The 16,837-nt window shown below is 55.9% G+C and carries 6 protein-coding genes; all 6 read right to left on the reverse strand.

Translation table 11 applies throughout. The annotated features are described in order from the left end of the window. Nucleotides 1–130: FAD-binding protein (locus KR51_RS19295; RefSeq protein ID WP_022605742.1), on the reverse strand; the 130-nt coding region annotated here is incomplete at its 3' end. 188 nt (nt 131–318) lie between these two features. Beyond that, nucleotides 319–540: an MbtH family protein gene (locus tag KR51_RS05570; RefSeq protein ID WP_022605744.1), complete on the reverse strand. Its 222-nt coding sequence runs from the start codon at nt 538–540 to the stop codon at nt 319–321. 49 nt (nt 541–589) lie between these two features. Then, nucleotides 590–4,975, reverse strand: a complete 4,386-nt coding sequence (locus KR51_RS05575) for a non-ribosomal peptide synthetase (protein WP_022605746.1) — start codon at nt 4,973–4,975, stop codon at nt 590–592. A gap of 8 nt (nt 4,976–4,983) precedes the next feature. Further along, a complete protein-coding gene (locus KR51_RS05580; RefSeq protein WP_022605748.1) occupies nt 4,984–9,492 on the reverse strand; it encodes a non-ribosomal peptide synthetase in 4,509 nt (1,502 codons plus the stop codon). Beyond that, nucleotides 9,493–10,581, reverse strand: coding sequence for a TauD/TfdA family dioxygenase (locus tag KR51_RS05585; RefSeq protein ID WP_022605750.1), 1,089 nt, complete (start codon nt 10,579–10,581; stop codon nt 9,493–9,495). Next, nucleotides 10,578–16,652 carry a non-ribosomal peptide synthetase gene (locus KR51_RS05590; RefSeq protein ID WP_022605751.1) on the reverse strand — a complete coding sequence of 2,025 codons (6,075 nt, stop codon included), beginning with the start codon at nt 16,650–16,652 and terminating at the stop codon, nt 10,578–10,580. The genes KR51_RS05585 and KR51_RS05590 overlap by 4 nt, the downstream gene beginning before the upstream one ends. Between the last annotated feature and the right edge of the window lie 185 nt (nt 16,653–16,837).

The raw sequence follows: 16,837 nt of genomic DNA on the forward strand, positions 1-16,837 counted from the left end.
CCAAGGCTCCAACAGCAGGGTTCTTATCTAGAATGACTGTTTTCAAATCCGCACGCGAGGTGTACAAGTCACAACTACAACCTGCCGGACCTCCGCCAATAATTACGACGTCGAATTCAAGGGTTTCCAAAAGATATATACTCCAATAATCTAACTCATATCGATAATATCCTGTTATGGATCTCCTCGTCTTTCTATGTATGCAAGTGCGGCAGTAAGTATGTGAGATCGCGCATCATACGATGCCTGTTTCAACTATTGCTATTCGCCGAACAAGCAAAGGGAAAGGAGCTTTGGCAAGCCTAAAAGAGGTGATGGCTAGGAACCCTGCTTTCCGTCCATCTGCTGACGCAGACTCAGCGGGCGCATGTCCGTCCAGTTCTCCTCAATATAATCAAGACATTCTTGCTTAGTGCCACTGAGGCCAGCATCATTCCAACCGAGGGCATTCTCACGGTCTGCAGGCCAAATCGAGTATTGCTCCTCGTGGTTGCAGACAACTTTATAGCGTTGGGATTCACTAGAGTTTTCAATAGTCATGGGCTATTCTTTTAAATTTGGTTGCAGAGTAAGTGAGAATTCAGAAAAGCTAAAGCATAGATACCGGTGTGGGCAGAAAGCCACTTTCGACAAAGTAGTGAAAGTAGGCCTCAAGTAACTTGGAATTAACCGGCGAGCAGCGAACAGTTGTTTGCTCCAATGCTTGCGAGGCATTGGAGCAGTCAAATTGTTGCGCCAACCGAACAGCTTTTGTTGCTGATGGCATCTGTTCGGGGAATCGGGTCAAAAACGGGTAAAGCGCGTTTGCCTCTGCATCAGTTGCAGCTTGAACCAGTTTTTGTCGCCAGAGATCGTAGTTTACTGTCTGTATCTCATATCCCGATTTTTCCATTAGCCAGTGACTTAACTGAGCGACTGACATAGGGGCGGGATTGATTAGGTGGAAAATTTGGCCCATTGCATCCGGCTGTAGGGAAATTTCCACAATCCCTTGACTGACATAATCCACTGGAGTCAGGTCAACCGGATCGCTAGCGTTCTGCGGCTCGTAGATATTGCCGAGCTGAATGCAGCCCTTGAGCATACTGGTAATGAAATCGCCAGCATTCGCCTGTCCGGTTTGACTGTGGCCGGTGACACGGCCCGGTCGATAGATGGCGACGGGCAAGCCGCGATCGCGTGCTTGCAGGGCGAGTTGCTCGGCTACCCACTTGCTTTGGGAATAACCACTCTGGAGCAGGTGGCTTTGCTCGGGAGGATCGGTTTCATAAACGGTTACTTTGTCGCGGCGATCGCCACTAGAAAACACGGCGACTGTAGAAATCAGATGAACGGGTTTGGCTATTTCACCACTGCAGGCAAGGCGCAGGACTTCTTGGGTACCGAGGACATTAGCTTCCTTGAGGGTTTGGTAGTCCGCCAAGAAATTCACCCAAGCCCCATTGTGGTAAATAACCTGAATTTCTCGGGCGAGGGTGTCGAATTCGTCTTGACTGAGACCCAATAATGGTTTGGCCAAATCCCCTAAAACGGGAATAATCCGCGTGCCGCGATCGCGATCCCAAAGGTTATAAGTTTCCAAATTGGCTTTGAGCTTAGCCGCTCCTCGCTCCATACTGTCCGCCCGAACGAGGCAGTACACGCGGGCGTTGGTTTTTGCTAAGAGGTCGGCTAGCAAGAAAGCACCCAGGAAGCCAGTTGCACCGGTTAGAAAGATACGCTCGGATATATCGACTGGGGAAGTAGCAGGGGGAGATATTTCCGGAGCGAGGACGGCTTCGCGGACGAGGTCGGGACGATTGCCGAGATCGAGGTCGATGCTTTGCTGAGCTGCATCGAGCAACTCGCCTTGAGCTTGAAGGGTCGCTCGGTTGAAAAGACTGCGCAGCGGAATCGAGACCTTATAGGTGTCTCGCACTTGAGTTAAGAGGCGAATTAACACGAGTGAATGGCCGCCAAGATCGAAGAAATTATCATTGCGGCCCACAGTGTCCAATTCGACGGAGAGCAACGCCGCCCACAACTTGGCGAGCTGCCGTTCGGTGTCCGTTTGTGGAGCCAGGTAAGGCGTCGTTCTTGCCAGACTCGGGTGCACGTCCGGAGTAGGTAGGGCGCGGCGATCGACTTTGCCACTAGGGGTGAAGGGGAGTCGTTCGAGGCGAACAAAAGCCCCCGGCAGCATGTAATCGGGGATCCGGGTCTGCAGCCAGTCTCGCAAACTAGCCAGGGTTGGTTCATTCTCGCCTGCTAGCACGCCGTAGGCCACAAGGCGATCGCCCGCGGTTGTCGCGCGTACGGCAACCGCGGCTTGTTGTAGGTCGGGATGTGTTTGTAATTTGGTTTCAATTTCCCCAAGTTCGATGCGGAAGCCGCGCAATTTCACCTGGCTATCGCTGCGATCGAGGTATTCCAGTACCCCTGTGGGCAAATACTTGACCAAATCGCCAGTTTTGTAGAGACGCTCGCCAGGGCGAGTGCTGTAGGGATTGGGAATGAAGCGCTCGGCTGTAAGGTCCGGACGCTGTAAATAGCCGCGTGCCAACCCCCGTCCACCAAGGTACAACTCCCCCGGCACGCCCACGGGTACGTGGTGCAAGTGTGAATCCAGGACATAAGCTTGCAGATTGGCGATGGGTTGGCCGATGGGGATAGACAGGCCGATGGGCTCCCTCCCACAAGTCCAGGCTGTTGCGTCGATACAGGTTTCGGTGGGGCCGTAGAGGTTGTGTAACTCGGCGTTGACCAGGCAGGTAAAGAAACGCTTCACCAGATCGGTGGGTAAGGCTTCGCCACCACAGAAAACCTGTCGTAGCGTTCGACATGTGCTAATTTCGGGATGCTCCAACAAGGCCCGGAGCAAACTCGGGACGAGCTGCAGAATAGTCACCTCGCGATCGCGAATTGTCCGCACCAAATAGTCCATATCCTGATGACCGTCTGGTGCGGCCATTTCAAGCTGAGCGCCCACGAGCAACGGCACGTAAAACTCCCAAACGGAGGCATCGAAACTGAAGGGAGTTTTCTGCAGAATGCGATCCTCTGACGTCAGAGGGAACGCACCCTGGAACCATGCCATGTGGTTGTTTAGAGCTCCATGGGGTATCATTACGCCTTTGGGCTGCCCTGTCGAACCGGAGGTGTAGATAATGTAGGCCAGGTTTTGGGCGGTGAGAGGAGTCTCGAGATTGCGATCGCTCTGGGTAGCAATTTCTGGAGCTGCCGTATCGAAACAGATAGTTGTGCTGCTAAAGTTTGTAAACTTCTGGCTCGTGGGGGAATCCGTCAGCAGGAGCGCGGCCTTGGCGTCGTTCAGGATGAAATCCAGCCGCGCTTGAGGGTAGCTCGGATCGAGGGGCACGTAAGCTCCACCAGCTTTGAGAATGGCAAGAAGAGCAACGACGAGATCGTTTGAGCGCGTCAGTGCTAAGCCGATGGCCACCTCGGGCCCTAGTCCACGGGTTTGCAGATAACAGGCCAGTTGATTGGCGCGGGCGTTGAGTTCGCCATAGGTTAGGGAGCCGTTGGGGTCGCTGACAGCGATGGCTTCAGGTGTGCGGGCAGCTTGCGCTGCGAACTGCTCGTGAATGCAGCCCTCGGGGAAGGATCGCTGGGTTTGGTTCCACTTTTGCAGGATGCGATCGCGCGTGTTGGGGCTCAGACCCGTCCAGCAAGACAACGGCCGCTCGGCAGCGGTGGGCAACTGGGCGAGCAGTTCGGTGAAGACGTCGAGGTACTGCTCGATTTGGGCGGCTGAATAGCGATCGCTGCAGTAGTTGAGGTCGAGGCGCAGGCATTCGCCATCGATCGCGAGCAGGTTGAGGGGATAGTGGGAGTAGCCGATGGCGTCGGAATCGAGGATTTCCAGAGACTGTTCCCCCTCTGTATCGGCGCGTTCGGCGGGGTAATTTTCAAAGATCGCCAAGCTCTCGAACAGAGGTGTCCCTGCTGGTACATCGCTCCAGGACTGAATTTCCGTCAGCGCGCAGTGCTCGTACTGGCGCATGGCAACCTGTTGGGCTTGGAGAGCTTGCAGCCAGTCGAGCAAGGGTTGCTGACCCGGCAGCTTAACCCGCAGGGGTAAGGTATTGATCAGCGGACCGATGATGCGTCCGGATTGGGGGAGTTGGGGCGGTCGGCCCGAGGAGGTGACGCCAAAGATGACATCGGTTTCCCCAGCAAATTTCCCCAGCAACATGCCCCAAGTTGCCATGACGAGGGTATTGAGAGTGAGGTTGTGCTTGCGGGCAAAGGTCTGCAGCGCGTTGGTTTGGGCGACGGACAAATGGCGGTGCTGCTGTTGAAAGGAGTTTCGCTCGGTCCCGGCGGCCAAGTCGCCACTCAAACGGGTGGGGGCGACGATGCCTTGGAGTTGCTGCTGCCAATAGGATTTGGCTTGCTGGGGATCTTGCTGGCGCAGCCAATGGATGTAGGTGCGGAAGGGGGGAGATTCCAATGGCGGCGCAACGCGATCGCTTGCCAGCGCTTGATAGGTAGCAAAAATCTCTTGGTACAGGAGCATCCGCGACCAGCCATCTATCAAAATGTGGTGGCGGCTGAAGATAATCTGGGTCGTGTCGGCTGCGAGACGGATCGCCACGATACGAAATAGGGGTGCTTGGCCGAGGTCGAAGCCGCGAGCGCGATCGGCTTGTAGCCAAGCGTGTAATTTGGCCGCGCGATCGCCTGGAGCTACCTCAGACCAATCCTCGGTGTGCCAGGGCAGGGTTAGATCTTTACGTACAACCTGAACGGGTTGCTTGAGATTTTCCCAATGGAACGAGGTGCGGAGGATGGCGTGGCGCTCGAGAGCTTGCTGCCACGCTTGGCGGAAGCAATCAAGCTGCAGCGGGCCTCGAATGCAAATGCTGTGCTGATCGAGGTAGGCACCGCTTTCGGGTTCGTAGAGAGCGTGGAATAGCAGCCCCTGCTGTAGCGGGGAAAGGTCGTAAATGTCGGCGATATTTTTGGCTTTCATGGGTTTTTCTACAGGAGCTGCGCCATCAACTGGTCTAAATCGTCGCCATCGAGGTCGGCGTCGGGGAAATCGGAGGGGGTAAAGCCGCCCGCATCGGGATCCTGGCAATGGGCGATCGCCCGTTCCAGGCTATCGAGGTACCCCTGGGCAAGGGCTTCAATGGTGTTGCGCCGGAACATTTCGCTGCTGTAGCGCCACTGCAAAACGAGCTGGCCGTCCCGAACAATACCGACAATGTCTACGGCGTAGAGCCGCTGGCTCGATGGGGCGCGGCCCACCCCAGTCTCGAGAGGGGCTGCAGACACTGCGGTGGTAGTTGCCGCTAGCGAGCGATCGCCTTGACCGAGGTAGTTAAAGCGGATCGGGGCGGGTGCCACATCCTGAAGTGCTTGTAGTTTGGGGCGAGTGTCGGGGTTGAGGTAGCGCAGCAAGCCATAGCCGATGCCCTGTTGGGGCACCTGACGGAGAGTTTCTTTGATGGTTTTGATGCTGCTTCCCAGGTCTTGGGGCGCGTCCAGCCCCAGAGCCACGGGATATAGGGTGGTAAACCAGCCCACCGTACGCGAGATATCGATATCGGAGAAAAGATCTGGACGACCATAGCCTTCGAGGTCGAGGCGCAGTTGGTACTGGCCCGTCCATTGCCCCACCGCCAACACCAAGGCCAGAAGCAACAAATCATCGATTTGGGTTTGATAAACCACGGGGACCTCCTGCAGTAGCTCCTGGGTTAGGTCCGCCGAGAGGGCGCATTCCAAACTGCATTGGTGGCTCAGGTCGCGTTCGCACTTCGGAAAATCCTGCGGTAGTGGCGGGCAGGGGGCTTGCAATTGGGCTTGCCAATAATCCAGTTCGCGGCGGAGGGTTTCGGATTGGGCGTAGTCTTGAAGTTGGGTGGACCAAGCTTGGAACGAGGTTGTTTTAGGTGGTAAGGCGGGTGCTCGACCGGCCTGGCATTGCTGATAGGCCGCGAGTAAATCCGTTAGGAGAATCGGCCAGGAGACACCATCGATTGCGAGGTGGTGACAGACCAGGAACAAATATTCCGGTTGCTGGGGACCGAGGACAAAAATACCCGCCCGCAGCAACGGACCATCGGTCAAGTTCAGACCGGTTTGCAGTTCGGCAGTGCCACTTTTGAGAGCTTGCTGCTGCGCGTCTGGGCTCAGTGCGGAGAGGTCGAAGACCGACACAGCGGGCTCGGGCACCTCGGCCGCGACCTCTTGCTGCCAGCCGTTGGGGGTTTGACGATATTGCGATCGCAGGCTGTCGTGGTGGGCCAAAATCGCCTGCAGGGCCGCAGTCAGCGTCGAAATATTCAACGGTTCCGCGCTCTGCAGGAAAACGGCTTGGTTCCAATGGTGGCGATCGGGATTGTCTTGGGCGAAGAACCACTCCTGAATGGGCGTCAGGAGGACTGGCCCGCTTACCAAGCCTTGCTCGGCTGTGATGGCTGTAGCGGTTTCGACAACGGTCGCCAGCTCGGCGATGGTGGGGCAATCGAAGAGCTGTTTGGGGGTAAAACGCAGGCCCAAGGGCGTTGCGCGACCGACCATTTGAATACAGAGAATCGAATCGCCACCGAGGGCGAAGAAATTATCGTGGATGCCAATCGCGTCGCGACCCAAAACCTCTTGCCAGAGTTGAGCTAGGATTCGTTCCGACTCATTGCGGGGCGGCTCGTAAGCGGCAGCGGCCACTGGGAGAGGACGGGCAGCTAAGTTCCGACGATCGCATTTGCCATTAGCTAGTCGTGGCAGGACATCGAGGCTCGCGATCGCGGTGGGGACCATCTGTTCGGGCAAGCGGGCTTTGAGAGCAGCCTGCAGGTCGTCGGTGGAGCATTCGGTATCTGCTTCCGGAACGATGTAGGCAATGAGTTGACCGTGGCCGTTGCCTTCTGGGGTTGCCAGTACTACGGCGGCTTCGCGCACGTTCGTTTCTGCCAGTAATGCGGCTTCGATTGCCCCCAGCTCGACGCGGAAGCCCCGGACTTTTACCTGGTTATCCTGGCGGCCGAGGAATTCAATCGCCCCGTCGTAGCGGTAACGGGCGCGATCGCCAGTAGCATAGAGCCGCGCGCTGGGCGTATCGCTAAAGGGATCGTCAATGAAAACGGCGTCGGTCAAGTCAGCTCGTTGCCAATAGCCGCGCGCGACACCAGCGCCGCCGATGTAGAGTAGGCCGGGGACACCGGGGGGCAACGGTTGCAAATCGTTGTCGAGGATGTAAGCACGGGCATGGGCCAAGGGCCGTCCGACGGGCACAGTGGCCGTATCGCGGGGGCCGTCGATGTCGGCATCGCCCCAAACCAGGGCGCCGACGGTCGTTTCCGTGGGGCCATAGTGGTTGAGGATTTTGCAATTGCCCAGTTCCCGAATACGATCGACTAGCGGCCAATCGAGGGCTTCGCCACCGGAAATCAGCTGCCAGCGCGGGAGAACGGCGCGATCGCCAGCCAGCAGTCCGCGCAAATGGGCGGGAACGATTTTCAGCACGTCAATTTGCCATTTGGCCATGTCTTCCGCGAAGGCCACTTCGTCCAAGCAGCGCTCGGGGGCGAGCAGGTGCAAACTATGACCCGAACACAGGCAGGGGAAAACAATCGTGTGACCCAAATCTGCGGCCAGGGTCGAAGCCAAGGCCCAACGCCCGGCTTCCGGGCACTCGATATGCTGGCTGATGCTGTGGATGTAATGCGCGAGTTGGCGGTGCTCGATCGCCACGCCTTTTGGTTTGCCAGTGGAGCCGGAGGTGAAGATGATGTAGGCCAGATTCTCCGAAGTTGGTGCCACCGCTGGTGCTGTTGTCGGTTGTTCGTCCAGCAGAGCCCCGTCGCGATCGCAGCACAGGGTCGGCATCTCGGTCGGCAGCCGGTCGAGATAAGCTGTCGTCGTGATGGCGAGTTTGGGGGTAACGAGGTCTAGGCGCTGCTGTAGGGCGGGTGCGGGAGTGCCCGCATCGATAGGTACGTAGGCCGCTCCAGCTTTGAGGATGCCGACAATCGCCACAATGAGATCGACACTGCGATCGCCGTAGAGAACCACCCGATCTTCGAAGCCAATGCCAAGGCTCTGAAGATGGTTCGCGATTTGGTTGGCGCGACGGTCTAGCTCAGCATAGGTGAGAGTTTGAGTGAGATCGACGACCGCAGGGCGATCTGGGGTACGGGTTGCTTGGGCTGCGAGCCAGGCAGTGACCGTTTCAAAAGGGACTGGCGAGGTTAATTCCGGTTGGGTGGGGAGCTTGCCTGGGATGCTGAGTTGCGCCAGCGCTCGCTCCGGGTCGGCAACGGCAGCGTTGAGGAAAGCTACGTACAGCTCGGCGATTTGAGCAATCCCTGCAGCTGTGAATTTCCGCTCGTCGTAAAGCCATTCCAGATGCAAGCCATCCTCATGGCGATCGCAGTGTAGCTGCAGTGCCAAGGGCTCGGGGTCGGTAGTTTGCAGTAGCGGTCGCCAGGTTGGGGATTCCCCAGCAAGCCATTCGGCGTACCCGAAGCCAATCTGGGGCAGCTCGGTGCCAGGAGCTAAGTATTCCTGATAGCCTTCGAGTTCTTGGAGTTTTTGCTCGACGGCCTGGAGGCGATCGCGAAACGACACGCCATCCTTTATTTCGACCGGATATGGGGCAAGTTTGGCGATCGGGCCTGCAACTTCTGCGAGTTCGGCGTACTTGCGCCCGTCTAGGGTCAGGGCGAGATGGAAGGTTTCTGCACCACTCAGCCCCGCCAGTAATAATTCCCAAGCGGCCAAACAAATTCCTCGCAGGGAAATGGCTGGGTCTTGGGTCAGACGATTGAGTTCGGGAATGGTGTCTAGCTGCAGGGTTTTGGTGAGGCATTCGGGCTTGTTGCCCAACCCCAGAGAATCCTGCAGGGTAAACGGCAGTTGTAGTGGCACGAATTTCTGGGGTTGGGTTTCCCAGTAGGCTCGACCCGATTCCGTTTCTTCCTCTTCCAGGAGTTCGTGCTGCCACTCGGCGAAATCGGCATATTGCATCGGCTCCTCGGGCAGCTCGTCGGCAGCAGCAGCGTACAACAGACCGAGTTCCCGGCCCAGGAGCTGCCAGGTGGCCGCATCCGTACAGGGGGCTGGTAAGGCCAGCACCAAAAGTTGCGATTCTTCCCAAGGGAGCAGCCTGACTTGCAATCCAGAGCTCGCTAGTAAGTTCGGTGGTGTCGCGGGCCAGGTGCGGAAGAATTGGCGCAAGCTGGCGCGATCGCAGGCTTGCCCGGCAGGGAATGCTGGCAACTGGGGAATCTCAGCAATAGGCGCGATCTCCTCAATCACCTGCAGCGGCATCGCCATGCTTTCCAGGGCTTGGAAACTGGTGTGGAGAATTTCATGGCGTTCGAGCAGGGCGTTGAGAGCAATCCCCAAGCGCCCCGCATCCAAATCCCTCGGGCAAACCAGCGCGCAATGGCTCCAACATGGCCAGTGTGGGCGATCTTGTTGGCGTGCGAAGAGATGATGCTGTTGGGGAGATAGCCCAAAGCCATCGAGCTGTACGGACATTTAGGACACCTCCTGTTGCAACTTGGGAACGTCTTCAGCAACCGCGTCTGGCACGCCACCTGCGGCGGAATAGGGATCGGCCATACCTGCCAAAACTCGGCGCGGCCCCGAAAAAGGTCGGCGACCGTGGGCGACGGCCATGTTGTCGAGTAACAGTACGTCACCGGCTTGCCAGGGGAATACCACTGTTTCTGCAGCAAAGGCTGCGCGAATGGCCTCTAGGATCTCTTCCGAAATCTCGCCACCGTCGCCGAAATAAGCATTGCGCGGCCAACAGATGGGATCGAAATTGGCTTTCAAATACTCTTGAGCCGCACCGGCATTGGAGATGTGGAAGAGATGGGACTGATTGAACCAGACAGCCTTGCCGGTGTGGGGATGGGTGGCAATGGCCTGACAAACCTGTCGCGTGCGCAAGCGATCGTCACCCCACCACTCAAAGTCAATTTGGGCATCATGGCAAATGGTTTCGACCTGTTGGCGGCTTTGAGTTTGGAACACCTCTTGCCAGGGCAGATCTAGGCCGTCGCCATAGTTGCGAACGTAGCAAATGCCGCGATTGGCAAATTCTTGGCGAATAACCTCAGGAATTTGCGCGAGAACCCGGTGGCTGTCAGCGATGGGGGTCTCGCCTTGTTCGGTAGCTGGTTGTTGGCAATGAAAGGCCAACATCATCGGCCACTGACGGGCATAGGCCATTTCGTTGTGGAGAGGGATGGTTCGGTCTGCCGGATATTCTGTGGAGGTGTAGACCTTGCCATGCACCTGGCTGCGGGGCGTTGAGCGGTAACTGTAGGTCATGGGCTCCGTGGAAATGGCCGCGACAAACGCTCCAAAATCCTCGGCATCCCGCACTTGGAAGCCCCGCAGCAAAACACCGCCGTAGGTGTGCAGCCGCGAGAGTAGCCGATCGCGATTCTGCTGCGCCCAGATCGTGAGGCGTAACTCGGCAGCGACAGGCTCGATCGATAGCGGCAAGGATTGGCTGTCAAACAACGGCGTCTCGCGCACCAAGTCCGCTGCCGAAAGTTGCACCCGACGGCGGCGGTTTTTGAGGGATTTCAGCGACGGTTTTTCTGTCGGATTCACGACTGGTCCTCCTGGGGGGCGATCGCTCGGCGGCGAATGCGTTTGAGCTTTTGCAAACTGCTAGCCTTTAACGATTGCTGTTGTTGTGCCTGTTGCTGTTGTTGTTCGGCAGACAAATCGCTGAGGTGCTGTCCGAGCGTGATGTCGGGTTGCTCGGTCATGCGTTTCAAAATCCCCACAAGCCGGTCTAACCAGGATTCGATTTGCGTGCGTTCGAACCGGGTCAAATCCACCAACATATCTAACTTCACAGCATTACCAGGCTTACACCGAAATGTCAGTGGATAGTTATTATTGGGTGTTGCTTGAAAATCTCGCAACTTCAGGTTGGTATTGAGAGTGTTAAGTGCCTTAGTATCGATGGGGAAATTCTCAAATACGATCAGGTTTTCAAACAATGGCGTTCCCTGGGGGATATTACTAACTCTCTGAATTTGGGCCAGGGAACTAAAGTCATATTGACGGGAGGTAATTTGTTGCTCTTGCAAATGTTGGAGCCAAGCAGAAAGCGTTTGCTCGGGATCGATACGAATGCGTACGGGCAGCGTGTTGATAAACACGCCCACCATTTCTTCAGCACCAGACAGGTTAGGCGGACGCCCCGAACCAGTAGCACCAAAAACCAAGTCGACCTCGCCAGTGACGTGGCTCAGGAGCAGCGACCAGGCCCCCTGCACGAGGGTATTGAGGGTCAACCGCGATCGCCCAGTCAGGTTTTGGAGAGCGGTGGCTGTGTCTGCAGACAGTGTTCGTTCGAGGCAAGCGTAGCCATGCTTTTGTTCGGCACGGCTGCCGGTAGCGGGGGCGGCAGTAGACCGGGTTGGCATAGAGGTTGGACGGGCGAACCTAGCGAGGTACTGCTGCCAATACGCCAGGGCTTCGGAGCGATCTTGGTGGGTCAGCCACTCGATGTAATCGCGATAGGGCCGGGGAGCTGGGATAGAGCCAGCACTGCCGGCAGCGAGTGCCACGTAGTCTTGGGAGACCATTTTCAGAACTTGGGCGAGCGACCATCCATCCAAAATCAGATGATGGAAACTCCAAATCAGCTCGTAGAGGTTGGTCTGGAGGCGGATGAGGGTTAGCCGCATGAGCGGTGCTCGTTCTAGGGCATAGCCGCGCGCGCGCTCTTCAAAACGAATTGCCTGGAGACGCTCTTCAAGACTGTCTGCCGACAGCTCGGATAGGTCGACAGTCGTCCACGGTAGCTCCACCTGCGGCATGACGTACTGCAGCGGCTCGTCCAATCCTTCCCAGACAAATGCCGTTCTGAGGGACGGATGGCGAGCGATGGCGGTTTGCCACGCCTGCTGTAGGGCAGGAATATCTAAATCTCCCTCAAGGGTGTAGGAAAACTGCGTAGTGTAAAGGCCGCGATCGGCCGAATAGAGACCGTGGAATAAGAGGCCTTCTTGGGTTGGTGAGAGCCGATACAGGTCCGAGATTGCGGTTCCGTTAGCGGTAATGAGGCGATCGAGCTGGGGCTGTTTGAGGGTAGCAAGGGGGAAATCTGCCGGAGTATAGCCATGGGTTTCCGGCCGGAGGCAATGGGCGATAAGCGATCGCACATCTCGCTCGAATTCCGCTGCAAGCTGTTCGATGGTTTCCCGCTGATATTGAGCTTGACAGTAACCAAAGCGAATTGAAAGTTGCCCCGCAACAACTTCAGCATCAATCGCGAGCTGGTGCGTGGCAAGATCGGTCGTTTCTGGGAGTAAGCCGATGGCTTCAGAATCGATCAGGGACAACCCTTCAGCATCCAGTTCGAACGGTGCCAAGTAATTGAACTGAATAGGGGCTGGGGTCTTTGCTGCTAGGTCTTTATCGGCTGCGAAGAAGCGCAAGACACCGTAGCCCAAACCGCGATCGGGAACCTGGTGAAGCTGCTCTCTAATTGCTTTCAGGCTGGCATCACAACCGTTGATGCCTGTCAGGTCGAACTGGAGGGGATAGCGGGTATCGAAGCAACCAATGGTGTGGGAGAGATCGAGACCCAAATCGACACGGCCATCGCCGACGATATCGATATAAACCTGGGGGTTTTCCGACCATTGTGCGATCGTTCGTGTCAGAGCAGTTAGTAGCAGCTCGGGCACTTGAATGCGGTAGGCGCTCGGGACTTGCTGGAGCACGATCGCCGTGTCTGCCACGGAAAATTGCAGGGTGAGATGGTCGCGCTCGGAATCGGGCCGCGCAGCTTTGAGGAAATCGGTTGGGAGCGCAGTTACTACGGTGCCCTGCTCCAGCCAAAATTCTCGTTGGGGTCCGGCATCGTAACTCTGGAGGCGATCGCTCCACTGCCGGTAAGAACAGGTTTTTGCTGGGAGGTCTCGCTCTTGCAGTAGGGCTTGTAAATCTTCAAGGAGGATTTGCCAGGACCCGCTATCGATTTCCAAGCGGTGAACGACAATTGCTAAGTGCGAGCCGGTTGCCGTTTGAAATAGGGCAAAGTGGAGCAAAGGACCGGCGGTTAGGTCAAGGCTCGCGCGCAGCTGCCCGATTGTTGCAGCCAGCGCTGCGGTTTGTTCCTCGGCAGGCAACTGGGTTAGGTCGTACTCTTGGCAGGGAATGTTCTCTAGAGGCCCGACAAAGGTTTGCGTCCAAGTGGATGTTGTTTGGGTGAAGTGCGATCGTAGGACGTCATGTTGTTCTAGAAGTTTTTCTGCGATCTGACGGATTCTATCGAAAGTTAATGGTGCCGCTGCTTGCAGCAAAACCGCCTGACTCCAATGGTTCTGCTCGGGGAGATTGCGATCGAAAAACCAATGCTGAATGGGCAAAAGCGGACTCTCACCAGTAACCGCACCCTGTTCGGCTTGAATCGAAGTTACGGTAACGGCGACCTGTGCCAAAGCGCGAATAGTTTGATGTTGGAAAAGCTGTTTGGGAGTTAGATGGAGATCCGCCTGTGTGGCGCGCAACACCATCTGCAAACTAAGGATTGAGTCGCCTCCCAACTCAAAGAAGTTATCGTCAATGCCAACCGATTCAATTCCTAATAATTGCGACCAAATTGTCGCGAGTTTCTTCTCTGCTGCAGAGTGCGGTGCCTCGAAAGGCTTATCCGATAAAGTTGCCCCCGTATCGGGTGCCGGTAGTTCCCGCCGGTTGACTTTGCCGCTTGGTGTTAGTGGCATGCGCTCTAACCAGACAAAAGCGGCGGGAATCATATAGTCCGGCAGTTGTGTTTGCAGCCACTGGCGCAATTCACTAACCGTGACCTGAGATTGCTCTGGACTAGTGCTCTGGGCTGTGAGATAAGCCACCAGGCGCTTCTGGCCGGGGCTATCTTCCCGCACCATAGCCACTACCGCTCGTACCCGTTCGTGGCGGCTTAAAACCGATTCAATTTCTCCTAGCTCGATGCGGAAACCGCGAATTTTGACCTGGTTGTCGAGCCGCCCCAAAACTTTAATCGAGCCGTCAGGACGAAAGCGAGCAAGGTCGCCGGTTCGGTAGAGGCGATCGCCAGGAATTTGGCTAAATGGATGGGGGATAAATCGCTCGGCGGTTAAGCCAGGGCTGCGGCGATAGCCCCGCGATAAGCCCGGACCGCCAATGTACGCTTCCCCTGGCACCCCGACCGGCACGGGGTTGAGGTACTCATCGAGTAAATACAGTTGAATATTACTGAGTTGAGTCCCGACGGCGATATCATCACTCGTGGAAATTTGTTGTTCGGTCGACCAGATCGTGGTTTCTGTCGGACCATACAAATCCCAGAGGGTGGCACAGCGTGCGAGCAAGGCATCGGCAAGATCGGGCGGCAAGGCTTCGGCCCCGCAGAGTACCGTAAGATCTGGTTTCCCTGACCAGTCAGCTAACAGCAACAACCGCCAAGTGGCCGGGGTTGCTTGTAAATAGGTAATCTGTTGGGTGTCAAGCTGTTCGGCCAATAGTCGACCATCTAAGGCCATCTCGCGGCTGGCTACGACGATCCGGGCTCCCACAATTAGGGGTAGAAAAAGGTCTAAAACGGAAATATCAAAGCAGATTGAAGCGACGGCCAGCAGACAATCATCTTGGGTCAGGCCCAAGCGTTCGCTCTGAGCTTGTAAAGAATTGACGACACCGCGATGGGTAATTTGTACGCCCTTGGGTTGTCCGGTAGAACCCGAGGTATAAATGACGTAGGCTAGATTTTCCGGTCGTAGGGTTGAAGGGGCCTTTTCATCAACAGCGACTGGCTCTGGTAAGGGCTCATCCAAGTAGAGTCGCTGACCTTGGTAATCCGGTAGTAAATGGGAAAGTTGGGATTGACTTAACAGGACATCAATTTTGGCATCCTCAACCATATAGGCCAAGCGCTGCTGTGGATAACCCGGATCCAAGGGAACATAAGCACCCCCAGCTTTCAGTACGGCCAAAAGCGCCGTCACCATTTCTAGCGATCGCTCCAGACAAATCCCCACCAAACGCTCTGGACCGACGCCAATCCCGCGCAAACACTTAGCGAGCAAATCGGCGCGTTGGTTGAGTTCGTAATAGGTGAGAGAATCCGCGCCATAGGTGACGGCAACAGCCTCGGGAGTTCTCGCCACTTGGGCTTCAATGAGGTGGTGCAGGCAGCCATCAATGGCGAACTGGCCGGGGTTTTGATTCCATGCTTCGATCTGCTGCCATTCCGGTGAGGTGAGTAGGGAAAACCCGTGGATTGGCGTATCGGGTGCCGCAACCACGGTATCCAAAAGTGTTTGGAAATTGCCGATCAGTCGCTCGATGGTTGGGGGATCGAACAGATCGACATTGTATTCCAATATACCTTCTAGACAGTCCTCCTTTTCCATCATCGTCAACGTCAAATCAAATTTGGCCGTTGCACCCAATAAATCCAAGGCTTCAAAGCTTAATCCCGATAGTTCGAAGTGACGAACGGGAGGATTCTGTAGGATAAACATCACCTGGAACAAGGGAGTATGGCTCAAGTTCCGGGGCAACTGCAGCACCTCAACTAATTTGTCAAAGGGTAAATCCTGATGGCTGTAACCACCAAGAGCGACTTCGCGCACGCGGGCAAGGAGGTCCCGGAAAGTCGGATTTCCACTCAGATCGGTGCGTAAAGCTAAGGTATTCAAAAATAACCCCATTAACCCCTCAATCGCCGCCTGATTGCGATTGGCGATCGGAGAACCCACGGTAATGTCGGCTTGCCCGCTGTAACGACTTAAAAGCAACTTAAACCCTGCTAACAGCACCATAAAGGGCGTGGCATTGGCTTCTTGACCGAGAGTCTTGAGAGCTGCAGTTAGTTCTGGGGGAAGGATGAAGGTTTGGGTGCTACCGTTAAACGTCTGTACGGCTGGGCGCGGACGATCGGTGGGAAGTTGTAAAAGTGGTGGTGGTGTCGCGAACTGCTGTTGCCAATAGTCAAGCTGCGTTTGCAGGCGATCGCCTTGAAGCATCTGCCGCTGCCAAAGCGTGTAGTCGGCATATTGAATGGGAAGCGTGGGGAGAGGGTCAGGTTTTCCCTGGCTAAAGGCATGATAGAGGGTAGCCACTTCTTGTATCAATATGGTCGTAGACCAGACATCCGAAATAATGTGGTGTAAGGTGACCAGCAAAACAAATTCATCGGCAGCCAGGGTTAGCAAGGTTACCCGCAGAAATGGCCCCGAATGCAAGTCGAAGGGACGCCCAGCTTCTTCCCGAGCGATATGTTTGACCTTGCTCCACAATACATCGTTTGAAGCTGAAGATAGGTCGATTTTCTCCAGGGTTACCGCACCCCGATCGTGAATAATTTGCTGGGGTTCGCCCGATGCATTGTCAATCGTCGTGCGGAGAATTTCATGACGTCGAACGAGAGCTTGAAACGCCCGCTCCAAGAGAGAGACATTAAGCTGACCTCTCAGGTGTAGGGCAAAGGGGACATTGTAAAATGGGCTATTGGGCTCGAATTGGTTGAGAAACCAAAGACGTTGCTGGGAGAAAGAAAGTGGTACTGGAGTTTTAGGATCGCGCTGTGGAATGGTAGGACGCTGACTCGCACCCTTCCCTCGCAAGCGCTTGGCTAGAAGGGCTTGCTTGGCTGCCGATAGTTGGGACTTGCGGTTGGAATTGTTCCGATCCATCACACTCTTCGCCTACTGTATCTTTCTCCGAGCGTCTTGCTCGTGCATTGGTTTATCCCCGTTGATGAAATCTTTGTAGCTCGCAGGACAGGTGCAGTGGTTGCCAAGACCCATTTTCCTGTCTGATTTCATCATAGGTACTTAACAAACTGGTTGCTACCGTCCACTAAGATTGCTTTCGGCTC

Origin of the sequence: Rubidibacter lacunae KORDI 51-2 (assembly GCF_000473895.1) — a bacterium.
Classification (GTDB): Bacteria; Cyanobacteriota; Cyanobacteriia; order Cyanobacteriales; family Rubidibacteraceae; genus Rubidibacter; species Rubidibacter lacunae.

What these genes read in the sequence shown, in the direction of transcription:
- KR51_RS05570 (WP_022605744.1), bottom strand. Translation starts at nt 540, where the DNA reads ATGACTATTGAAAACTCTAGTGAATCCCAACGCTATAAAGTTGTCTGC.
- KR51_RS05575 (WP_022605746.1), bottom strand. Translation starts at nt 4,975, where the DNA reads ATGAAAGCCAAAAATATCGCCGACATTTACGACCTTTCCCCGCTACAG.
- KR51_RS05580 (WP_022605748.1), bottom strand. Translation starts at nt 9,492, where the DNA reads ATGTCCGTACAGCTCGATGGCTTTGGGCTATCTCCCCAACAGCATCAT.
- KR51_RS05590 (WP_022605751.1), bottom strand. Translation starts at nt 16,652, where the DNA reads ATGGATCGGAACAATTCCAACCGCAAGTCCCAACTATCGGCAGCCAAG.